Consider the following 21,174-nt stretch of genomic DNA (forward strand, 5'->3'; position numbering starts at 1 on the left):
TGCCAGCGTATGCCTCGGTTACAATCAGGCCAGCATTTTAATGATCAACTGGAGAACGGACTTGGAATTTTTGACAGAGTTTGGATTGTTCGTGGCCAAAGCCGTCACGCTTGTTGTTGCGCTACTGGTCGTTCTGTCGGCACTTATTTCGGCAGCCCAGAAGGGCAAGGGCGAGCAGGAGCCAGAGGGTGAGTTGCGAGTCAAGCGCCTGAATGATGTGTACCGGAAACTCCATGAGTCTGTTCGGGCCAAAATGCTTGGCGCCCAGGCACGAAAAGCCTGGGAAAAGCAGCAGAAAAAACAGCACAAGGCCGAGCAGAAAGAAGAAAAGAAAAAAGCCAACCTCAAATCAGAAGATCCTGAACCCCGGGACAAGCCCAGAGTGTTTGTGCTGGACTTTGATGGCGACATCAAGGCGAGCGAAACAGACTCCTTGCGCAAGTGTATAACGGCCGTTCTTGGGGTAGCAGACAGCGAACGGGATGAGGTTGTTGTGAGACTTGAAAGCGGCGGCGGAATGGTACATTCCTATGGTCTTGCCGCCGCGCAATTGGATCGCATCCGGGTAAAAGGTCTGTCCCTAACAGTGTGTGTTGACAAGGTCGCGGCGAGCGGCGGTTACATGATGGCCTGTGTTGCGGACCGGATTGTGGCTTCGCCGTTCGCGATCCTGGGGTCCATTGGTGTTGTGGCGCAATTGCCCAACTTCCATCGCCTGCTCAAGAAGAACGACGTGGATGTTGAGATCCTGACCGCTGGCGAGCACAAGCGAACCTTGACGGTCTTCGGAGAAAACACCGAGAAAGGACGCAAGAAATTCCAGGAAGACCTGGAAGACACTCACGTACTGTTCAAGGATTACGTAGGCGAGCGTCGTCCGGGTCTTGATGTTTCCGCTGTGGCAACAGGTGATATCTGGTTTGGGCGCCGTGCATTGGAAGTAAACCTGATTGACGAGATCAAGACCTCTGACGAATATCTGATTGAGGCCTGTGAGCGGGCTGACGTAATCTCGATCAATTATCGCCACAAAAAGTCGTTGCCGGAAAAGCTTGGTCTGGCAGCCAGTGGGGCGCTGGAACACACAGTCATGCGGTTACTCAGCGTGTTCCGGAATCAGAAAATTCAGTAAACCCTCAGGCTTAGAACTCCAGCGGCTGCACCGACGGCCCGGTTTCTGGCCTGGCCAACAGGAGGTTACCCATGACTCAGAACCTGGACTACCAGGCATGGCGTGTACATGAACAGGACGGTAAATTTATCGGCATGGTTGAGACCTGCAATACTGCCGACCTGCCGGCCAATGACGTGCTGGTCAAAGTCAGCCACTCCTCTCTGAATTACAAGGATGCACTGTCGGCCTCTGGCAATAAGGGCGTCACCCGTAATTTTCCTCATACTCCGGGTATCGATGCGGCCGGCGAAGTGGTTGAAGGCGCCGGAGCCTTATCAGCGGGCCAGCAGGTAATCGTGACCGGGTACGATCTGGGCATGAATACCCCAGGGGGATTTGGTGAATACATCCGGGTGCCTGCCGACTGGTGTATTGCGATGCCTGAGGTGTGGAACCCTCACAAGGCCATGGTTTACGGCACTGCCGGCCTGACAGCGGGCTTAGGTGTCAGCAAACTTTTGCGAATGAAGGTCAAGCCCGAACATGGCAAAGTGGTTGTCACGGGTGCGAGCGGGTCCGTGGGCACGGTAGCCGTTGAATTACTGGCCCGTCTCGGGTTCGAGGTCATCGCTGTCAGCGGCAAGCCGGACCAGGCCGGCGAGCTGAAGACCCTGGGTGCGTCCGAAGTGGTAGGCCGTGACTTTCTGGCGGAGGAAAAAAAACCGATGCTCAAGCCGGAGTTCGCCGGTGCGGTTGATACCGTCGGGGGCGCTGTACTTTCCGAATTACTCAAGCGCATCAAACCCGGGGGCTCGGTCTCTTGTTGTGGTCTGGTGGCAGGTGTGGAGGTTCAGACATCGGTACTGCCTTTCATACTTCGAGGCGTTAATCTGCTTGGGGTCGACTCGGTCGAGATTCCACCGGAGGAGAAGCAGTCTGTCTGGGATAAGCTAAGCGGCGCCTGGGCTTGTGGCCATACTGAAAGCTCCGCAAGAACCATTGGCAAGGAAGAGCTAGATAGCGCGCTGAAGGCCTTTCTGGACGGTAACTCCCACGGCAAGATCGTGCTCGATCACAGCTTGTAGCTGTAACCCGCCGAATAAAAAAGCGGCCTCCAGAGTGAGGCCGCTTCTAATTTCTCCGGGCTCTGAGGCTCAGGAGGCGCGACGTCTGAACAGGGGTAGGTCAGTGTCGCCAGCAGCCTGATAGGCCTGGCTGAAGAAATTCAGGCAATGGGCGGCAAGATGGATGTCCTTGTCAGGCCTAAGGGCATAGCTGTCGAAGCCACAGCGCTTCATGAACTGGAGCTGATCGAGCAGGACGTCTCCTACCGCACGGAGCTCGTTACGGTAGCCGTAGCGCTCTCGGAGCAGGCGGGCCGAACTGTAGCCCCGGCCATCGGTGAACTTCGGAAAGTTCACTGCAATAATCGGCACTTCGTTCACGTAGTCCGCCAGCATGCCAGGCTCGTCATGACTCTCAAGCCAGACGCCGATACGCTCCTGTCCGCGGTAATGGTCAATGCCTGCAAGCCAGAGCTCTGCCGGGATCATCACCGGTCCTTCCGGCAGCTCAAGGGCTTCGCCTTCTTCCGGATGTGGTACCAGGGTCCACTTGTCAGTCTTGATTTCGCCTTCCTGGGTGATGATGTCAGGCATAAACGCGCTCCTTGAATGGGCTGATGCCAATGCGACGGTAGGTGTCGAGGAAAGGCTCCTCTTCCGTGCGGTTCTGCACGTACACATCAAGAATCTTTTCGATTACGTCAGGCATGCTTTCCCGCGCAAAGGAGGGCCCGAGGATCTTGCCAATCGAGGCGTCCCGCTGGGAGGATCCGCCCAGGCTGATCTGATAGAACTCTTCACCCTTCTTGTCCACACCCAGTACGCCGATGTGGCCAACGTGGTGATGGCCACAGGCGTTCATGCAGCCGGAAATGTTCAGGTCGATATCACCTAGATCCCAAACATAGTCGAGGTTATCGAACTTACGCTGGATCGCGTCCGCCACCGGTATCGACTTGGCGTTAGCCAGGGCGCAGTAGTCACCACCCGGGCAGCAGATAATATCGGTCAGGGTGTTGAGGTTCGGCGTCGCAAAACCCAGGGGCTTGAGTGCCTGCCAAAGTTCGAACAACTCATCCTGGCGGACGTCAGCAAAGACGACGTTCTGCTGGTGGGTTACCCGTGCCTCCCCGAAGCTGTACCTGTCTGCCAGGTCGGCGATGTCTTCCAGTTGCCGGTCACTGATATCGCCGGGCGGAATCCCGGTTTTTTTCATGGTCAGGCTGACAATGGCGTAGCCAGGTTTCTTATGGCTGTCTACATTGCGCTTGACCCAGTTATCGAAGGTTTTGCTTTCCGAGCGGGCTGAAACCAGCGCCTGTGGGTTGTCGTTCAGGCTGTCATAGGGTGGTTCAGTAAAATAGCCCTGGATCTTCCGGATGGCTTCAGGGGTGAGCCGGGTCGGGGAGTCCTTGGTATGGGCCCACTCTTCCTCTACTTTTTCAGCAAACGCCTCAGGTGTTAGCGCTTTCACCAGAATCTTGATCCTGGCCTTGTATTTGTTATCGCGGCGCCCGTACCGGTTGTATACCCGAAGGATGGCTTCAAGGTAGGTCAGCAGGTCGAGTTCCGGGAGGAACTCCCGAATAACCGGGCCCACCATGGGCGTACGGCCCAGGCCGCCTCCAACGTGAACACGGAAGCCCAGTTCATCCTGATCGTTGCGGATGATCTCGAGCCCGATATCATGGACCTGAACCGCGGCCCGGTCGCCGTTCTCAGACGCATTCACCGCCACTTTGAATTTGCGGGGCAGGAAGGCAAACTCCGGGTGGTAGGTAGACCATTGCCGTATGATTTCACAGTAGGGCCGAGGGTCAACAATCTCATCGGACTGGGCGCCGGCAAACTGGTCTGTGGTTGTGTTGCGAATGCAGTTACCGCTGGTCTGGTTAGCGTGCATTTCCACTTCCGCCAGTTCAGCGAGAATATCCGGCACATCTTCCACTTCCGGCCAGTTAAGCTGAACGTTCTGGCGCGTGGTGAAGTGGGCATAGCCCTTGTCATAATCCCGGGTGATCCGGGCCAGGCGCCGGAGCTGTTCGGACCTCAGCATGCCGTAGGGAACACAGATCCTGAGCATGGGTGCCAGGCGCTGGATGTACAGGCCATTCTGCAGGCGCAGTGGCAGAAATTCGTCTTCCGCAAGGTCGCCGGCCAGGGCCCGGTCCGTCTGGTGACGGAACTGGGCGACGCGTTCAGCAAGTATCTGCCGATCGTGTTCGTCGTAAACGTACATAGTGCGGATTCCTGAAATTGAGGTCGTATAGTCCGAAGCAAAGCAGTTTCGCCTGCGCCGGCACATGAAGTGCTTGCACGTTCGGCGCGATGGTGGCAACAATACCAGTTAGGCCTTATGCTTAAAATGATTCTTTTTTAATATGGTAATTACATTTGGTACTTAAAGACCGCTAGAACTTTAGTGTCCCTGTGCCTACTCTGTAAGCGTCATTTTAACTCCAGTCACAACAATAATTGAGGGAAGGGAATGAGTAAGAGCACACGTTCAGATAGCGCGGTAGATGCCATCGCAGCGACAGCCCTGATAGCACTGGTCGTCTTTGCAGCGGTTTTCTGGGTTGCCGGTCAGTAAAGCCGCCCGGCTTGTGCCCGTCTTGCCGGCAGACCTGCCGGTTATCCGGACGGGTTAACGGTTGCAAAACAAAGTGCGATTGCGGTAGCAAGCCCTACTGGCTCGCCAGAACCCAGCGCACAATGAGTATCAGTGTTACCACGAACCCCGCAGTAAAAAGAATTCCACAAACAATGTAAGGCCACGGGCTGCTGCTCTCAAAGTCCTCCTGGTGATTGCGGCTGGACTGCACGCCCAGGGCACCAGCAAGAATGCTGCGCATGACTCGCAGCAGCCCCGGCTTCTTCTTCCGCGGTTGCTGCGGCTCTTCCATTTTTGCTGGCTCGTTCCTTGGTGCTTGCTGTCCGGTCATGGCCGTACCTCTCTGTAAGTGCTCGCTGCCCCTGGTATCAAGGGCTACTCGGCAGGGTCATAGGCAAGGCTTGGTGAGAGCCAGCGTTCAGCATCCGCCTGGGTCTGGCCCTTGCGCCGGGCGTAGTCCTCAACCTGATCACGGCCTATCTTGCCGACTCCGAAATACTTGGACTGGGGATGCGCGAAGTACCAGCCGGAGACCGCCGCCGCAGGATACATGGCAAAGGACTCGGTAAGCTTGAGGCCAGCGGTTTCGGTGGCATCGAGCATGCTGAACAGGGTGGCCTTCTCGGTGTGGTCCGGACATGCGGGGTACCCCGGTGCAGGCCGTATGCCCTTATAGCGCTCCCGGATCAGGTCGTCACTGTCCAGGCTTTCATCTGGATCATAGCCCCAGAGCTCTTTTCTGACCCGCTCGTGAAGGTGCTCGGCAAAAGCTTCTGCCAGCCTGTCAGCCAGGGCCTGAACCATGATGGCATTATAGTCGTCGTTTGCATCCTTGAATTCCTGGGCAAACTCATCAGCGCCTATGCCCGTGGTCACTGCAAAACCGCCAATATAATCACAGGATCCCGCTTCTTCGGAGAGGATGAAATCGGACAGGGTCATCATGGGCTTGCCTGGAGCTTTCTCATCCTGCTGGCGCAGGTGATGCAGAACCGTAAGTTCTTCCGAGCGGGATTCATCGGTATACACCACCACGTCATCACCACGGCGGTTGCAGGGCCAGAATCCGACAACACCCCTTGCGGTAAGCCGTTTCTCGTCGATAATTCGCTTGAGGATGACCTGGGCGTCGTCAAACAGGGTCTTCGCTGCCTCCCCCCGCTTCGGGTCATCGAAAATGGCAGGGTACTTGCCGGACATATCCCAGGCGATAAAGAAGGGCGACCAGTCAATATACTCGGCCAGCAGGCTGAGATCGTAATTGTCGAAACTGCGGACACCGGTGAAGGTTGGCCGGACCGGGGGGAATTTCTCGAAGTCGATATCGGGCGCCCTGTCCCTGGCTTCCTTCAGGGAAACCAGTTTTGTGCGTATCGTTCGGTTCTTGCGACGCTCCCTCACGTCCTCATATTCTACCCGGGCCGCCTCTACGAGACCTGCTTTTGCTGTCTTGCTCAATAGTTGCGACGCCACGTTTACACAGCGCGACGCATCCGATACGTAGAGCGCGATATCATTCTTGTAGTGGGGCTCTATCTTGACTGCGGTGTGCGCCTTGGATGTGGTCGCACCACCGATCATTAGGGGGATGTGGAAGTCCAGCCGCTGCATTTCCTTTGCCACATGTACCATTTCGTCCAGGGAGGGGGTGATCAGACCGCTGAGGCCGATGATATCCACTTTTTCCCTGACTGCAGCCTCAAGGATCTTATCGCAGGGCACCATGACGCCAAGGTCCACCACATCGTAATTATTGCACTGCAATACGACACCGACGATGTTCTTGCCAATGTCGTGGACATCACCCTTTACCGTGGCCATGAGGATCTTGCCCTTGGCCTGCTGGTCTTCCGACTTTTCCGCCTCGATGTAGGGAATGAGGTGGGCGACCGCCTGCTTCATCACCCGTGCGCTTTTGACAACCTGGGGCAGGAACATCTTGCCATCCCCGAACAGGTCGCCAACCACGTTCATGCCGTCCATTAACGGGCCTTCGATGACATGGATGGGCCGTTCGGCGCGGACCCGGCAGGCTTCGGTATCGTCAATAATGTAGCTGGTAATGCCCTTGACCAGGGCATGCTCCAGGCGTTTCTCAACCGGCCATTCGCGCCAGGCCAGGTCTTCCTCCTGGGTTTTGCCGCCCTGGCCCTTGTAGCGCTCGGCGATTTCAAGAAGCCGGTCAGTGCCATCCGCGCGGCGATTGAGCACAACGTCTTCAACCAGTTCCTTGAGCTCCGGCTCGATGTCGTCGTAGATCACCAGCTGGGATGGATTCACAATCCCCATGTTCATGCCGGCTTTGATGGCGTGGTAAAGGAAGACCGAGTGAATGGCTTCGCGCACGGCATCGTTGCCGCGGAACGAGAAGGACACGTTGCTCACGCCGCCGGAAATGGAGGCGTGGGGCAGGTTGTCCCGAATCCAGCGAGTGGCATTGATAAAATCAACCGCGTAGTTGTTGTGCTCTTCGATGCCTGTGGCTATGGCGAAAATATTCGGGTCGAAGATGATGTCGGTTGGATCGAATCCAATGGCAACCAACAAGTCGTAAGAGCGCTTGCAGATCTCGGTCTTGCGCTCGTAGGTATCGGCTTGGCCCTGCTCGTCAAAGGCCATGACAACCACCGCAGCTCCATAACGCATGCACGAACGGGCACGGGAGAGAAATTCGTCTTCGCCTTCCTTCAGGCTGATGGAATTGACCACCGCCTTGCCCTGGACGCAGCGCAGGCCAGCCTCGATGACCTCCCATTTGGAGGAGTCGAGCATGAGCGGAACTCGGGAAATGTCAGGCTCGGATGCCACCAGTTTGAGGAAAATTTCCATGACCTCACGGGAATCGAGCATTCCCTCGTCCATGTTGATGTCGATAATCTGGGCACCGTTCTCGACCTGGTCCCTGGCCACGCTCAGGGCTTCCTCGTACTGCTCTTCCTTGATCAGGCGCAGAAAGCGCTTTGATCCGGTGACGTTGGTACGCTCACCCACGTTTATGAAAAGGGTGTTCTCATCGCCGGTGAAAGGCTCGAGCCCCGACAGGCGGAGCGCCTTGGGTGGTGACGGAATCTTGCGTGGCGGGTACTTGGCGACTACCTCGGCAATCGCCTCAATATGCTCCGGGCGGGAACCGCAGCAGCCACCGATAATGTTCAGGAAGCCGTCACGGGCAAAGCCTTCAATAATGTCAGCCATCTCCTCCGGGGTCTGGTCGTATTCACCAAACTCGTTGGGAAGACCTGCATTGGGGTGAGCGCTGACATAAGTGGTGGCTTTGCGGGAAAGCTCCTCGACATAGGGTCGCAGGGCGTCCGCGCCCAGGGCGCAGTTCAGGCCCACGGAAATGGGCCTGGTATGGGCTATGGAGTTCCAGAAGGCTTCAGTGGTCTGGCCGGACAGCGTTCTGCCAGAAGCATCAGTGATCGTGCCGGAGATCATTATGGGCAGTGCGATGCCGCTGTCTTCAAAGAACTGCTGGGTGCCGTAAATGGCGGCCTTGGCGTTAAGGGTGTCGAAGATGGTTTCAATCAGGATCAGGTCGCAACCGCCTTCGACAAGCCCGGACACGGCCTCGTAGTAGTTATCGACCAGTGTCTGGAAATCGACGTTGCGATAACCGGGGTTGTTGACGTCAGGTGAAATGGACGCAGTGCGTGAGGTCGGCCCGACAGCCCCTGCGACAAATCTCGGTTTGTCGGGGTTCTTGGCGGTGAACTCGTCGGCGATACTACGGGCCAGTTGCGCGGCGGCGACGTTCAGTTCCCGAGCAATCGGCTCCAGGCCATAGTCCGCCTGGGACAGCTGGGTGGAGTTGAAGGTGTTGGTTTCAATAATGTCAGCGCCAGCTGCCAGGTAATCTGCATGGATATTCCGCAACAGAGCAGGCTGGGTCAGGTTGAGCAGGTCGTTGTTACCCTGGACCTCCCGATCATAGTCCTTGAAGCGCTCACCGCGAAACGCAGACTCGTCCAGCTTGAGGTTCTGGATCATGGTTCCCATGCCGCCATCGAGAATGATAATGCGGTTTTCCAGGGCTTGCCTGAGCTGCTTCAGGCGGGTGTCGCGGTCGTTGGTCATACGGATGCTTCCGGGCTTCATTTATGTCATTTGGGCGCAGGATGATAGCAAAAATGCGCCTTTGCGTCGTGATGTGTAATCACTTATGTCAATCTGCGCCCTAAAAGCCGACTATTTTAGTAGGTCTTTTAAGTTGCTGCGAACTGGCCTAAAATAAAGAGTATATTCTTCAACAGGTGGAACACATGGCACTGGTGACTGTGACTGATTCAGCGCGAGATTATCTCGCGCAACTGATCGACAAGCAGGACGTCGAGGGCATGGGCGTGCGCATCTTCGTAACCCAGCCAGGGACCAAGCACGCCGAAACCTGTCTGGCGTACTGCCCACCCAACGAGATCGTTCCTACAGACGAGCAGGTGGATCTTGACGTCTTTACCCTTTACCTGGATCACAACTCGGTTCCCTTCCTTGAGGAAGCCTATGTTGATTATTCCAAGGATCAGATGGGTGGTCAGCTGACGATCAAGGCCCCTAATGCGAAGGTGCCCAAAATTGACGACGATGCTCCGCTTCCGGACCGTATTCGTTATGTGCTGGCGTCAGAGATCAATCCCGGGCTTGCATCCCATGGGGGTGATGTTTCCCTGGTAGAGGTCGTGGACGAATCCGTAGCGGTATTGAAGTTCGGCGGTGGTTGTCAGGGTTGCAGTGCCGTCAGCCTCACCCTGAAGCAGGGCGTCGAGAGCACTCTCAAGGAAAGAGTGCCGGAGATCTCGGCCGTGCGGGATGTTACCGACCATTCGGTCAAGGAAAACGCCTACTATCAGTAGTAGGACAAGAAAATGGCAGTGGTAGGCAAAAGAATGGAAAGTACCCCCAGCGGTGTGAAACTGATCAATCACCGATAAAGGGCGACCACCATTTGAAATGTCATAAACCGGCGAGCGTTCTCGCCGGTTTTTTTATGGGCTGAACCCAGGCGGCGCCTTTGTCCGGCATTTCCGGGCGGTGCGGCCAATGTCGATGCCGGTGAAATGACAGAGTATCCTTTCAATAACTGATAAGCCGGTGCAGGCTAGCATGGCAACGGCATAAAAATATCAGACCCGCGCGTCTGATCTTCACCTATACGGGGTTTGTCTTGGCAGATGTAGCGCTATGGTCAGTGCCATTAATGGCGGCAATTGTCGGTTGGTGTACGAACTGGCTCGCTATCAAGATGTCTTTCTATCCTGTGAATCGGATGGACTTCGGCATTTTCAGCTGGCAGGGCGTAATTCCGGGCAAAGCTGAGAAGATGGCACATATCTGTATTGATCGGACTCTGGTTCAATTCGGCGACCTCAATGCTGTTTACCAGAAGCTGGAACCCACCCGCATAGTTGAACAGGTCCTTTCTCAGGTTAATCCCCGTTTGGATGAGTATATTGATGAAGTAATGTACGAAATTCAGCCAGTGCTCTGGGATAACCTGCCCAATTTCGTGCGTCGCCGTATCTACCAGTGGGCACGGGAGCAGCTACCGTCACGGATCGAGTCATTGGTAGAGGATTTCGGTGACGACCTGGCCGAACTGGTGGACCTAAAGGCACTGCTTAGTCGGGAGTTGCAGACACATCCGGACCTGATGAACCGGATTTTCCAGGAAGCCGGCTCGGTTGAGCTGAGATCCGTCATTAACAGAGGATTTGTCATTGGCGGCATTCTGGGTGCAGTCATCGTGCCTCTGTGGTTGCGGTATCCCGAGCCCTGGTTGTTGCCGTCAGCGGGCTTTGTGGTCGGGTTTGTAACAAACTGGCTGGCAATCACTCTGATTTTTCGGCCCCTGAAACCTACCCGGGTTGGCTTCTGGAAAATCCAGGGGTTGTTCCTGCGCCGACAGTCAGAGATAAGCGACGTGTGGAGTCGTCTAGTGGCCCAGGAGCTGATTACAGTTGAGAAAGTGGCTGATGCCATGGTCCATGGTCAACACGGTGACCGAACCCGGGCCATTATCCAGAAACACCTGAGGCCACTACTGGATAATTCGGTAGTCATGAAGCTGACGGCTCAGGTCACCGTGGGTATGACCGGGTATACCGACCTGAAGAAGGCCATGAACAACAAGGCGGTTAGCGCAACACAACATATTTTTAGTGACCCTCGCTTTAATCAGGAGCGTGCACCCGTCGTTGCGGCTGTGCTGGCGGAGCAGATGAAGGCCCTTGAACCTAAGGAATTTCAGGATGTGTTGCGACCCGCCTTCAAAGAGGAAGAATTCAAACTGATGCTGGTGGGAGGATTGCTCGGCGCGCTTGCTGGCGCACTGCAGTGGGGCGTCTTCCTCTATTGGCCCTGAAAACTGAAGGAGTACCGCATGTCTTTCTGGATGGGTTTGGCACTGCACGGCCTGGTTACGGCCCTGGTTGTTGTTGTGGTATTGGCTGGATTTTACCGGTGGGTAATCAGGCCGTACCTCGATCGGAAGGTCAGGGAATTGATTGATGCTACCCACGACATTGAGCCCCGCGTAACCCGAGGTGTCAGAACCGGCGTGCGGGAAACCCTGCGGGATCTTCCGGAAAACACCGCACGCGACAGTACCAGGCAGTTCCTGAAATTCGGCTCTGATCTTTTTGAAAATGGGCTCAGCAGCTTCCTGGGCTCGTCCGAGCAAGTCCAGAAGCGGGCGGCGGAGCATAGCGCAACATCTTCCAAGGAGGGCTACCGTCGTAATGAGGACCCACGGTAGGCGCAGGCTGCAGTCTTTTCCAGGCGAAAGATGTGGGACCGGGTTTATCTAGAGGCAATTGGTGGGGCGGGGCAGCCCCGCAATCCTGCAGGCAGTCTTGGCAGGGGTGCCTGAAAACAGTTGCATCAGGTAGATGCTGTTGCCCTTTTGTTCCCCCAGACGCATGTTGACCGCTTTCACAAACAGACGGTTCGATGGCGGTGATACTTGATGTTCATTATAAAACTCTCTGAGTAACGCAATGATTTCCCAATGATTGTCGCTTAATAAAATGTTGCTTTCAGCGGCGATTTCAATCGCCAGTTCCGGTGTCCAGTCGTCCGCACTTTCGAGAAATCCTTCACTGTTTCGGGCGGCGCTGTTATCAGACATACGCGTCACCAGTGGACAATGCGGGAATAGGTGGCTGTCAGGGTGACCCACCCGGGCAGATCGACCAGTTCGATGGCCTCGCCAGCACTTGGCGACGGCAGACCCCGGGCTTTGACATCATCTTGCAGGGCATATACCCGACATCTGAACCGATTGGCTGACCCGAGGCCGAACACGGCGTTCTCGATCAATATCAGGGCGTCGTTATCGGCCAGCGCGGCGAGGCAGTAGCCGAAACGGGGATGGTTGGGTGACTTGTTGAGGACGTGAAGCACGGGCATCAGTTCAGTTCCGGTTTGGGTCAAAGGCATACTGCACTCCATGGATCAAAGGCATATCGCATGGGTTAAAGGCACACTATGTGCTGGTACTGTTGATAAAGGTCCGGTCCCGGCTCAACACAGATTACATCAGCGGACAAGGCGTCCGCTGCCATGCCGTAGGCGCTCAATCCCTCTGAATCAACCAGAAACTCCTCAATACCAAACACTGCCGCAGCACCCAGTTGCCTGGTCACCGTTTTCTGCTTGATATTTTCGGCATTCTGCCCCGACCTCAACCAGTTTACGCCACCGCCCACAAACAGCAGGCTGACGGGCTGATCGAAAGCAGCCAGGGAGAACGCCATATCAAGAGCTTCTCGACCGCTCCAGTCGCCGTAGGGCGGCTTATCGACAATGATGAGAGTTTTCATCGGAATCAGTCCGCAGCGTTAAAGTAAAGGGTTCGGGAAGACCGCTTCAGGCTATCGATCCATTCTCCAAGCCCCGCAATTTCAAAAGGGGACACCAGATTCGAGGCCATCTTTCCATAGCGTTTCTGCTCGGTTTCATCGAGAACACCACGGCGCAGTGCGGAGGCGACGCATACGATAGCCGGAATCCCGTTTTCACTGAGGAAGCCGGACCACGCCTGGGTCCAGTTTATCTCATCGCTTGGCGCGCAGGAGAGGGCCGACGCAAGGTGAACACCGTCACCATAAAGGAAGATGCGATCTATACGGTGCCCGGCCTGCACCAGGGCTGAAGCAAACCCGAGGGCGGTCTGTGGAGCCTGGCTGGCGTAGGGCGCGCCTGTGATGACGAGGGTGTAGGACAGGCTCTGGGTCTGCGCCATAGTCTGCGTACCTGGGTCAAAGGGCTGTGTGTGAAGTGTAACCTGTGAATCAGCTGAACCTGAACATAAAAAAACCCGGCACAGGGCCGGGGTCGGCTTCACTGATGCGGCTTAGTTGTCGCCGCTGAAGGCTGTCAGCAGGTGTAACAGGCTCAGGAACAGGTTGTAGATGGCCACATACAGGCCAACGGTCGCAATCACGTAATTACGCTCGCCGCCCTTTATGATCTGGCTTGTCTCAAACAGGATCATGATTGAGGCGAAGATCGTGAAGCCCGCAGAAATCGCAAGTTGGAATGCTGAGCTTTCAAGGAAAATACCAAGCACCATCGCACCAATCAGAACAAAGGCACCCGCGGTTAGAAAACTGCCCAGGAAGCTGAAATCCTTTTTTGTGACAAGAGCGACAGCTGAAAGCCCAACGAAGGCGAGGGCAGTCAGGGTCAGAGCATTAGCAACGATCTGAGAGGCGCCGTTCGCAACGTAGGCCCCAATGATCGGGCCCAGGGTGTAGCCCATGAATCCGGTCAGGGCGAACGTTGTCACGATGCCCCAGGGGCTGTTTTTAAGCTTGTAGGTAGCGAAGAGCAACCCGATGTACCCGACGATGGTGATCAGGAAGCCAGGATGAGGCGCATTCATGCTGAAGAATGCGATGACCGCTGAAAACGCCAGCGTCATACCCAGAAGCATGTAAGTGTTGCGCAGCACCTTCATTGCATCTGCGCTGATTCCCGTTGCGGTCCCGGTTTGGGAGGCTGAGTGAGCAGCCTGATCCTGGGGGACACTGAAACGTCTGTTTTCCATCATAATCTCCGGTTGCAACACCACGTTAATGTAACCTGACTAAGCCTATCATAATGGCAGAGCGGTTACTTTCAATCATTTATGACCGTAAAGGAGACTGGATATTCCATTAAACTGAGTTAATGTTTTAGCCGGGAGCGCAAGCGTTGACAGAGAGACGGTTTCCGGTATCATGCACACCGCTGTCGTCGGCCCCTATTGGGCTCTGCCAATTATTAAGGCAGAATGAAGTTCTGGGCACTCCGGGCTCATAGACAGTTGAAGTTTGAAAACAGTTTCAGGTGGGCTGGCAGAGTGGCTTAATGCAGCGGTCTTGAAAACCGCCGACGGTTAGTAGCCGTCCCGGGGTTCGAATCCCTGGCCCACCGCCAACAATAAGGCCTAGACGAGAGTCTAGGCCTTTTTTTGTATGCTTTTTTACGACCTTCGACTCTTTCTGAATCAATCTCTTCTATTGCTAAGCTAGGGGTCCAGCGACGGCAGACTGAAAGATAGCTTCAGTTGAATCTTTTTCCTGGCTCTCAGCCTGTAAGCAGAAGCAGAAGCAGAAGCAGAAGCAGAAGCAGAAGCATAAAAATCTGCCTCTTGCTCGCTGACTGCAACAATTACCGCTCAGCCAGAGATAGCCCATCTCAATCTGTGGAACTGGCTGTTATCTGCATTCTCTGTTTGTCCAGGTAGATCTGGCGCTACCTGTCGTCAGGAAAGTTTAGCTCGCGGGTGTCGCTCGTCCTGCCCGACCTGCCCGTTTTGTACCGTCTTTTCCGGGCGTCAACATAATTTACGCATTTTGGGACGCAGGTAACTTTTTAGCGTTTCTATAGTGTTTCTGCCTGATTTTGAAATTAGGTAAAAGGAACGGTAAGGGCGCTTTTGCCTAATCAGGGTCACATATATATCACGCTAAAAAACACATGACGCTTTAAGCGATTCATTATAGGGGCATTAAATGTCGAAGATGCTTACACCTTTGTTTTTCAAATAATAATAAAACCAGGTAAGGCATTGGTAAACAAAGTAAAAAAAGATGTGGCACGCTTGATGCAACCTTATATATACCGCTGAGCTGCTTCTTTTGAATCCAGCTGCAGCGTTCACAATCAAGGAGGAATAATCTATGAACAGTGTCCTTAAAAGAACGCTTCTATCATCCCTAATCGTACCTTTCGCCCTGGGCGCACAGTCTGCCAGCGCGGCTTTGATCACCGATTGGGGTTATGACGTTCAGAGCACGTTCTCCAATTGGACTTCGACTCCAGGCGAAGAGGGCGGGGTTACTGCTAATGAGGGTAACAACCAACTTTCTTGGGGTGTCGGAGACGGACCGCAATCGTCCATCGCGATCACTGATGTATCAGCAGATAGCGGCCTTATGACGAACGGTAGCTATGTACAGGGCGGAACATTCACCCACACCAATAATGCTCTTCCTGCCAGGGGTGCTGCACTTGAGGACTTCGACCTGACCTCAATATTGACGCTCACTCCGGCCAATCCCGCTGGTGACTCCCTAGCCTCCGAGTCTCGTACTTTCAACAGTTTCTTTAGCGAAACGTTGAACAACGGAAACTGTGTCGCTGGTGCAGTTTCTAACTGTGATGACATTTTCACGGTCGGCAACATTGATGAATTAGGTGCTGAGCGTACTACTGACGGCTTTGAATTCGCATCACCGTCGTTCACAATCGACGACTATACCTATACAGTCTACACTGAGCTTGCAGGTCTGGTTCCACTGGGTGCAGATGCCTGCACCGACGCCGGCGCTGCTGCCGGTTGCATCGGCCTTCTGACTGCGGAAGAAAATGTAAACAACTTTGAAACACGGTTCCGTATTGCTGCCACTCCGGTAAGCGTACCTGAGCCAGGCACCCTTGCACTGCTGGGCATGGGCCTCGCGGGTCTTGGTCTGTCACGCAAGAGAAAAGCAGCTAAGGCATAAGGTTTAGACAGAACAACGTTTAGACTGTCTGTGCTAAAAAGAAAGCCCCCGTTTTAATGCGGGGGCTTTTTCGTTTCCAGCTAATCTATATGACTTAGGTGCCGTGGCTGACCAGTCCAGCTTGCGCTGGGGTTAGTTTAGGCAACGCGCCTCTCGGCAGAGCCATAGCTGGAATCCGGCAGAGCTGGTAAATATTTTCCATCAGCAGTGATCAGCGACCAGACATCGGGACGCCGCAGCCTTATACCCTCAATCAGTGACGCCGCTTCGGTGAAGGCAGGGCGTCGGCGGCCGTGATACTCAATCACGGGGCCTACATGATCGAATTCCACCCCGAAACGTTTTAGCAGCCGCAGTTGTGCTGGCTCCATGACTGCCATCCAATGGGTTATGCCATGTTTGACCGACATCTGGAGAATAGCGGCGAAAAGCCCGAGGCTGATATAGGGCATAGCGCGCTTGCCATTTTCCGAGTCGCTGTAGTAGGCGGAATCACTGATGCCAGAGACTGACTTATCCTCGTTGAGACGTCGCCGAAATTCCCGGCTGACTGCCATCCTGGAAATTTCGGCGATCTTCTCCCGGGGCGCTTCTGCAATGGCACTTTGCGCATCCAGATCCATATGAGGGACGCAGTGGCCTTCCATGGGAAAGTCGGCATTCTCAGGGTTATCACCTGTCATAACCAGACGAACAGCAGCAACGCTATCTCCCGTTATCCGGTGCCGTATGAGGGCATGTGCGGACCGAGGGTCGTAGGAATCATGCTCGCGCTTATCGGCGAAGCAATTGGGATCCTCAAAGGGTCGGTCTATGCAGTAAACCTGATAACGCACTTCGTAAACTTCGTTGATAACCTCGGGGGAAGTCGCTAGCTGGACGTTGAATACAGAGTTGAAAATAGTACTGACGTCTTCTTGGGTTTGGTGTAGTTGATCGTTTTTTGTATTTCTTGTTTCATGCTGAAGAGCAAAGTCTGTGTTCATTTTTTGATCCTCAAACTGTCCCGCTCAGGGAGCTGTTATGCCGATAGTGTGGTGGTAAGAAATACGCCGCCCTAACCTCAACTGACGGCGTACGGTTGTATCGAGGCTACAGCTCATAAGACCTCGGAGCGCTTTACCCTGGGCACATAACGTCCGGGCGCCAAGATAAAATTGGGGTCGACTGCTGCTTTCAGTTGACTGGCAAGTCTGGCGAAAGCGGAGCCACCGGTTTGCAAAGTGTTCATAGCGTCAATATTCAGTCGGTAGGGCAGAAAGCCTTCTCTGCGGCCCGCCTCAAGCAGGGCCTGGTAACAGGCTTTGGCCCTTGCCGTCGCGTCAGGGTCCCTGCGATCAAAGAGCAGGGGAACGGTTGAGTCGAAGCAGCGATCATTGATCGTAGTCAACGTAATTAATGGGTTCACACCGTATTCAGGGCAGATGCGCTCGATCATCTCGATATAGCGGCGCACATCGTTACCCCTTATCGGGACCAGCGGTGCAAACCATATAAGTCCACAGCCATCCCGTGCCGGATTCTTCGGCTTGCCGGGTTCGGGCAGGTCGCCAGACCGCCAGTACGCTAGTGCCAGTGCAACGTCATTAGGGGTGCCATGCATTATTTCCAGAGCCCCCGAAAGTGTATTTGCCATTCCCATGACCCGGGACGCCAGTCTGCCCGGGAGCACACGGGCGAGCTTTCGCGCAGTGTCAACTTTTCGCCGGTTGATAAAGATGAGCCGATCGGTAACCGGGCCAAGAAGCCGCCTTAGCGTACGTCTAGCCGCTTTCGCTACTTCCTTCGAAGCATAAATCGCGCCAACCCCGCTCCACGCAGGAACTCCGTGTCTGTCTGCTAGATCGTTTACTTCTTGAGCAGGCAGAACCCCGTTAATGGCCTTTGCGGCAGGGAAAGGGGTCATCATTGAGAGCATGCGTTGGTTGTTGAGCAGGTTGATTGCTACAACTGTTCCGCCGAGTGCGAGTAATACATTTCTGATGGTTGGAACCAAAGCTTCAAGTCTGGCGTCATCCTTGAGAGAAAAGAAAAACGCGGTCACAGTTTCCGGAACTGGAGCGAGGGCAATGGTCATTTTCACCACAACACCAAAGTTGCCCTGGCTGAAAAGACCGTCGATATAGGGGCCCAGGCCCCATTTGAACAGTCTGTCGATTTCCTCGCCGCCCAGTTCGCTGAGGGGGGTTCGATAGAGCGTGCCGTCGGGCAGGATCGCTTCAATTTTCGTCACTGCTGCAAAATGGTCAGTGACGGGCGTGATGCCATAGCCGCGCTCAAGTGCGTTTCCGAGAAGGCTACAGGTGGGGCCCGCGCCCGTCACCGGAACGAGGTAATTGCCATCATGTCGGTCGAGGAAGGCCCTAAGGGCGCCCTGGGTTACACCGGGCTCAACAGTTACAACGCCCATTTCCGGGTCAAAATCGGAAATACGATTAAGCCGGCTGAGATCAAGAACGGCGCAGCCGTCTTCGACAGGGTTGGCGCTCCCGTAACCCCAGTTGTTGCCTGTGCTCACGGGGTAAACGGCAACGCACCATTTTTGAGCCACCTTTAGAACTGCCGCCACCTGCTCCTGATTTTCTGGCCGGAGCACCGCAGGAATTGAGCGCCTTGTTCCTATCGTGGAGGCGCCATAGTCGGCTGAACTGGCCGGGACTACTCCGGATTCACCCAGGAGGTCGGCCCATTCAGCAATTGCAGACTCGATAGAGGTGCTATTCACTGGCGCTTTCCGATTTATCGATGAGTTTTTTTAATGCTTTGTTAACATTTGCTAACGCGTTGTTCATTGATGCGCGACGATTATAGGCGCGATACGGTGGGTAAGACTATGACGTAGCATTACGGCATTAGAAACGGTGTCGGTTAAAGAAGTGAATTGCAAACAGGGAGTTGGAGTAAATCAAGGGAAATCGCACAGTGGCCTGTTGATTAAAACGACTTAACTTAGGTTAAGATTTGTACTATTGGCCGTGGGCAGGAGATGCATTTCGAGCGTATTTGTTTTATAGGTTGCTGATAATAAAAGTAATATATGATATTTCGCGAATTGGGTTGACAGTATGTAAAAAGCGCACATTCTGAATGCTTTTTTTTGTGTCAGTGCAGCCGGGTGACGACCCGGCTTCACACATCTCCGACGCGCGCCAGCACTGTTCTCATTAACCAGGCGCTAACGCAAGCGCCTGGTTATCCGGAATACCGCCTCGGGTGAGATACGTTTTACCCACAGGGCTGACATTTCCTTGCCTTTACCAACGGGAATCTCCCGTGTTCCACGAGCCAGGCCTCTGATAATCACCTGGGCCGCTTCATCTACATCCATGCCGCCCTCAATGTAGGCATCGTCTTTCCCGTAAGCCTCGCCATTGGCGGCCAGGGCATTGTGGGCGATAGCGGTATTGATGAATCCAGGCACGATGGTCGATACCTTGATGCCGTCATCTTCCACCTCCGCACGCAAGGCGTCGAAGAAGCCCATCACGGCATGTTTGGCAGCGCAATAACCCGTACGGTTCGGCACGCCCACTTTGCCCGCTACACTGGCAGTGACAGAGATATGGCCGCTGTGACGCTGGAGCATGTGGGGCAGTACCGCCTTGGTCAACGCGATCTGGCCCAGCACATCAACATCCAGTAGTTTTTTGTAGACGTCGAGGTCAGTATCCTTGCACAGCGATCGTTGCGACAGGCCGGCATTGTTGACTAGCAAGTCGATGTGACTGAACCTGTCCAGTACCGTATTCGTGGCTTCCGGCATGGCTTCGAGGTCGGTTACGTCGAGGGGCAGAACCATCACGTCGACTTCAGTCAGACCTGCCTGAAGGCAGCGCATGGCAACTCGCTCGAGCTCCGCTTTTCGACGGGCGGACAGCACCAATTTGGCGCCTTGGGCTGCGAGTCCAACGGCCAGAGCTTCGCCAATGCCCGAGGACGCGCCTGTAATCCAGACGACCTGGCCCTTGAATTCAGTGGACGCGCGGTTCGGTTTCCTTCTGCTAAGGGGGTTCTTCAGCATGCTGGTTCTCCTGTGTTGCTGATCGGTTCCGGACTCCGCCGGAAACCGCCGAGGATAAAGTTCCAGGCCGCCACTCATGTTCTCGTTCAGAGTGACGCCGCAATAACTGGTTCTGCCGGACCGCACGGTTTGCGACCATCGGTGGGATAGCGCAAAAACCTCATGGGGCTGAGGTGGCCACTGCCTCCCGAATGGCAGAGATGGTGGCAGGGGCGGTCATTGCAGCAACGATGCTACCGTAACCAGCCTCGGCAGCGGTATCCGTGGATCGTTCAGGCCTGGGCGCCTATTGCCTTGGCCCGCTCGGCACGCAGCGCCAGTTCCTCTGGAGTGTTGGTTGGAATGCCCCAGCCCTGAATGTTTACCTCGATCAGCGCAGTCAAAGCCTCGATATGCTCGGGACTGTCGTTAAGGCACGGAATATAGCTGAAAGCGGTGCCCCCGGCCTCGATGAAATAGTCCCGGTTTTCTTCCTCTATCTCTTCAAGGGTTTCAAGACAATCAGACGAAAAGCCGGGGCAGACCACATCAATGGTCTTGACACCTTTGCCAGGCAGCGACTTGAGGGTTTCGTCGGTATAAGGCTTGAGCCATTCCTCGGCGCCGAAGCGGGACTGGAAGGTGGTCATGTATTGGCCCTTCTCCAGACCGAGACGCTCGGCGATGAGGCGGGCGGTCTTGTGGCATTCACAATGGTAAGGATCGCCTTTTTTCAGGTATTTCAACGGTACCCCGTGAAAGGACATGATGAGCAGCTCATTGCGCCCGTGGCTATCCCAGTGACTCTTGATTCGGCTAGCCATGGCCTCGATATAGGGGGGAAAGTCCGGGTAATGACTGACGAACCGCAGGTCCGGTAGCCAGCGGCTTTTCAGAAACTCCCTGGCTATGGCATCGAAGGTCGAGGCTGAGGTCGACGCGGAGTATTGCGGGTAGAGCGGCAGCACGAGTAGCTTGCGGGCGCCCTGACTCTTTAGCTCTTCCAGAACGTCGGGAATGGACGGATTGCCATACCGCATGGCAAACGCAACGATGACGGACTGGCCATAGGTTTCGCGCAAGGCTTTGCGAATACCTTCGCATTGGGCTGCAGTGTTGGTCAGCAGAGGTGAGCCCTTCGATTGCCAGACTTTTTTGTAGGCTGCGGCCGATTTTTTGGGCCTGAATCTCAGGATAATACCGTGAAGAATGAACCACCAAAGGAACCGAGGTAACTCAACCACCCGCGGGTCTGAAAGGAATTCCGCCAGGTAACGCCTCAGGGCTTTGGGAGTGGGAGCATCAGGCGTGCCTAGATTGGTCACCAGAATACCTAGGCGTTCAGGCTGGTCGTGACGGAAATTTGTTTCGCCTTTATACTGCATAGTTCATTC

19 protein-coding genes and 1 tRNA gene are annotated in these 21,174 nt (G+C 54.9%); 7 read left to right on the forward strand and 13 right to left on the reverse strand.

The window, feature by feature from the left end; all coding sequences use genetic code 11:
- Positions 1-61 precede the first annotated feature (61 nt).
- Both sohB and G7W63_RS15140 read left to right on the forward strand, forming a co-directional pair.
- Positions 62-1,132 (forward strand): protease SohB, encoded by a 1,071-nt coding sequence (gene sohB, locus G7W63_RS15135; RefSeq protein ID WP_166259924.1) that lies wholly within the window; start codon positions 62-64, stop codon positions 1,130-1,132.
- Positions 1,133-1,203: 71 nt separating this feature from the next.
- Positions 1,204-2,199, forward strand: coding sequence for a YhdH/YhfP family quinone oxidoreductase (locus G7W63_RS15140; RefSeq protein WP_166259927.1), 996 nt, complete (start codon positions 1,204-1,206; stop codon positions 2,197-2,199).
- 69 nt (positions 2,200-2,268) lie between these two features.
- Here G7W63_RS15140 and G7W63_RS15145 read toward each other — a convergent pair whose 3' ends face one another.
- From G7W63_RS15145 to metH, 4 genes are all read right to left on the reverse strand, one after another.
- A complete protein-coding gene (locus G7W63_RS15145; RefSeq protein WP_166259930.1) occupies positions 2,269-2,772 on the reverse strand; it encodes a DUF934 domain-containing protein in 504 nt (167 codons plus the stop codon).
- On the reverse strand, positions 2,765-4,417 hold the full coding sequence (locus tag G7W63_RS15150) for a nitrite/sulfite reductase (protein WP_166259933.1): 1,653 nt from the start codon (positions 4,415-4,417) through the stop codon (positions 2,765-2,767). The genes G7W63_RS15145 and G7W63_RS15150 overlap by 8 nt, the downstream gene beginning before the upstream one ends.
- 448 nt (positions 4,418-4,865) lie before the next feature.
- On the reverse strand, positions 4,866-5,123 hold the full coding sequence (locus G7W63_RS15155; RefSeq protein WP_166259936.1) for a DUF2970 domain-containing protein: 258 nt from the start codon (positions 5,121-5,123) through the stop codon (positions 4,866-4,868).
- A 44-nt stretch (positions 5,124-5,167) separates the two neighbouring features.
- On the reverse strand, positions 5,168-8,869 hold the full coding sequence (gene metH, locus G7W63_RS15160; protein ID WP_166259939.1) for a methionine synthase: 3,702 nt from the start codon (positions 8,867-8,869) through the stop codon (positions 5,168-5,170).
- A 185-nt stretch (positions 8,870-9,054) separates the two neighbouring features.
- On the opposite strand from metH, the gene nfuA reads away from it, so the two are divergent.
- The 3 genes from nfuA to G7W63_RS15175 all read left to right on the forward strand — a co-directional run bounded on the left by nfuA (position 9,055) and on the right by G7W63_RS15175 (position 11,543).
- Positions 9,055-9,642 carry a Fe-S biogenesis protein NfuA gene (gene nfuA / locus G7W63_RS15165; protein WP_166259942.1) on the forward strand — a complete coding sequence of 196 codons (588 nt, stop codon included), beginning with the start codon at positions 9,055-9,057 and terminating at the stop codon, positions 9,640-9,642.
- Positions 9,643-9,986: 344 nt separating this feature from the next.
- Entirely contained in the window at positions 9,987-11,150 is a 1,164-nt protein-coding gene (locus G7W63_RS15170) for a DUF445 domain-containing protein (RefSeq protein WP_166259945.1), read from the forward strand.
- Positions 11,151-11,168: 18 nt separating this feature from the next.
- The gene (locus G7W63_RS15175) at positions 11,169-11,543 is read left to right on the forward strand and encodes a hypothetical protein (protein ID WP_242634439.1); all 375 of its coding nucleotides are present in this window, start codon (positions 11,169-11,171) and stop codon (positions 11,541-11,543) included.
- 48 nt (positions 11,544-11,591) lie between these two features.
- Here the strand turns inward: G7W63_RS15175 and G7W63_RS15180 are convergent, their stop codons facing one another.
- From G7W63_RS15180 to G7W63_RS15200, 5 genes are all read right to left on the reverse strand, one after another.
- On the reverse strand, positions 11,592-11,915 hold the full coding sequence (locus G7W63_RS15180) for a TusE/DsrC/DsvC family sulfur relay protein (RefSeq protein ID WP_166259948.1): 324 nt from the start codon (positions 11,913-11,915) through the stop codon (positions 11,592-11,594).
- Positions 11,916-11,920: 5 nt separating this feature from the next.
- Complete coding sequence (gene tusB / locus G7W63_RS15185) at positions 11,921-12,226, reverse strand: sulfurtransferase complex subunit TusB (RefSeq protein ID WP_166259951.1); 306 nt, start codon at positions 12,224-12,226, stop codon at positions 11,921-11,923.
- Between the two features lie 35 nt (positions 12,227-12,261).
- Positions 12,262-12,609: a DsrE family protein gene (locus G7W63_RS15190; protein ID WP_166259954.1), complete on the reverse strand. Its 348-nt coding sequence runs from the start codon at positions 12,607-12,609 to the stop codon at positions 12,262-12,264.
- A gap of 5 nt (positions 12,610-12,614) precedes the next feature.
- Positions 12,615-13,031, reverse strand: a complete 417-nt coding sequence (gene tusD / locus G7W63_RS15195; RefSeq protein ID WP_166259957.1) for a sulfurtransferase complex subunit TusD — start codon at positions 13,029-13,031, stop codon at positions 12,615-12,617.
- Between the two features lie 111 nt (positions 13,032-13,142).
- Positions 13,143-13,838, reverse strand: coding sequence for a Bax inhibitor-1/YccA family protein (locus tag G7W63_RS15200; RefSeq protein ID WP_166259960.1), 696 nt, complete (start codon positions 13,836-13,838; stop codon positions 13,143-13,145).
- Between the two features lie 280 nt (positions 13,839-14,118).
- Here G7W63_RS15200 and G7W63_RS15205 point away from each other — a divergent pair.
- Together G7W63_RS15205 and G7W63_RS15210 are read left to right on the forward strand one after the other, a co-directional pair.
- Positions 14,119-14,209 (forward strand) — tRNA-Ser (locus G7W63_RS15205).
- Between the two features lie 746 nt (positions 14,210-14,955).
- Positions 14,956-15,780 carry a THxN family PEP-CTERM protein gene (locus G7W63_RS15210; RefSeq protein WP_166259963.1) on the forward strand — a complete coding sequence of 275 codons (825 nt, stop codon included), beginning with the start codon at positions 14,956-14,958 and terminating at the stop codon, positions 15,778-15,780.
- Between the two features lie 137 nt (positions 15,781-15,917).
- On the opposite strand, the gene G7W63_RS15215 is transcribed toward G7W63_RS15210, so the two are convergent.
- The 4 genes from G7W63_RS15215 to hemH all read right to left on the reverse strand — a co-directional run bounded on the left by G7W63_RS15215 (position 15,918) and on the right by hemH (position 21,165).
- Entirely contained in the window at positions 15,918-16,766 is an 849-nt protein-coding gene (locus G7W63_RS15215; protein WP_166259966.1) for a PEP-CTERM/exosortase system-associated acyltransferase, read from the reverse strand.
- 113 nt (positions 16,767-16,879) lie between these two features.
- Positions 16,880-18,505: an FAD-binding oxidoreductase gene (locus tag G7W63_RS15220; RefSeq protein WP_166259969.1), complete on the reverse strand. Its 1,626-nt coding sequence runs from the start codon at positions 18,503-18,505 to the stop codon at positions 16,880-16,882.
- A gap of 450 nt (positions 18,506-18,955) precedes the next feature.
- Complete coding sequence (locus G7W63_RS15225) at positions 18,956-19,801, reverse strand: SDR family oxidoreductase (RefSeq protein WP_166259972.1); 846 nt, start codon at positions 19,799-19,801, stop codon at positions 18,956-18,958.
- A gap of 272 nt (positions 19,802-20,073) precedes the next feature.
- On the reverse strand, positions 20,074-21,165 hold the full coding sequence (hemH, locus tag G7W63_RS15230; protein ID WP_166259975.1) for a ferrochelatase: 1,092 nt from the start codon (positions 21,163-21,165) through the stop codon (positions 20,074-20,076).
- Between the last annotated feature and the right edge of the window lie 9 nt (positions 21,166-21,174).

The organism is Marinobacter salicampi, from assembly GCF_011074795.1.
Lineage (GTDB): Bacteria > Pseudomonadota > Gammaproteobacteria > Pseudomonadales > Oleiphilaceae > Marinobacter > Marinobacter salicampi.

Bases quoted from the DNA above. Each gene is read 5' to 3' on its own strand.
- G7W63_RS15180 (WP_166259948.1), bottom strand. From the start codon at position 11,915: ATGTCTGATAACAGCGCCGCCCGAAACAGTGAAGGATTTCTCGAAAGT.
- G7W63_RS15210 (WP_166259963.1), top strand. From the start codon at position 14,956: ATGAACAGTGTCCTTAAAAGAACGCTTCTATCATCCCTAATCGTACCT.
- G7W63_RS15140 (WP_166259927.1), top strand. From the start codon at position 1,204: ATGACTCAGAACCTGGACTACCAGGCATGGCGTGTACATGAACAGGAC.
- G7W63_RS15200 (WP_166259960.1), bottom strand. From the start codon at position 13,838: ATGGAAAACAGACGTTTCAGTGTCCCCCAGGATCAGGCTGCTCACTCA.
- G7W63_RS15175 (WP_242634439.1), top strand. From the start codon at position 11,169: ATGTCTTTCTGGATGGGTTTGGCACTGCACGGCCTGGTTACGGCCCTG.
- G7W63_RS15145 (WP_166259930.1), bottom strand. From the start codon at position 2,772: ATGCCTGACATCATCACCCAGGAAGGCGAAATCAAGACTGACAAGTGG.
- metH (WP_166259939.1), bottom strand. From the start codon at position 8,869: ATGACCAACGACCGCGACACCCGCCTGAAGCAGCTCAGGCAAGCCCTG.
- nfuA (WP_166259942.1), top strand. From the start codon at position 9,055: ATGGCACTGGTGACTGTGACTGATTCAGCGCGAGATTATCTCGCGCAA.
- tusB (WP_166259951.1), bottom strand. From the start codon at position 12,226: ATGCCTTTGACCCAAACCGGAACTGAACTGATGCCCGTGCTTCACGTC.
- G7W63_RS15170 (WP_166259945.1), top strand. From the start codon at position 9,987: ATGGCGGCAATTGTCGGTTGGTGTACGAACTGGCTCGCTATCAAGATG.
- G7W63_RS15155 (WP_166259936.1), bottom strand. From the start codon at position 5,123: ATGACCGGACAGCAAGCACCAAGGAACGAGCCAGCAAAAATGGAAGAG.
- G7W63_RS15190 (WP_166259954.1), bottom strand. From the start codon at position 12,609: ATGAAAACTCTCATCATTGTCGATAAGCCGCCCTACGGCGACTGGAGC.
- G7W63_RS15225 (WP_166259972.1), bottom strand. From the start codon at position 19,801: ATGCTGAAGAACCCCCTTAGCAGAAGGAAACCGAACCGCGCGTCCACT.
- tusD (WP_166259957.1), bottom strand. From the start codon at position 13,031: ATGGCGCAGACCCAGAGCCTGTCCTACACCCTCGTCATCACAGGCGCG.
- G7W63_RS15215 (WP_166259966.1), bottom strand. From the start codon at position 16,766: ATGAACACAGACTTTGCTCTTCAGCATGAAACAAGAAATACAAAAAAC.
- hemH (WP_166259975.1), bottom strand. From the start codon at position 21,165: ATGCAGTATAAAGGCGAAACAAATTTCCGTCACGACCAGCCTGAACGC.
- G7W63_RS15150 (WP_166259933.1), bottom strand. From the start codon at position 4,417: ATGTACGTTTACGACGAACACGATCGGCAGATACTTGCTGAACGCGTC.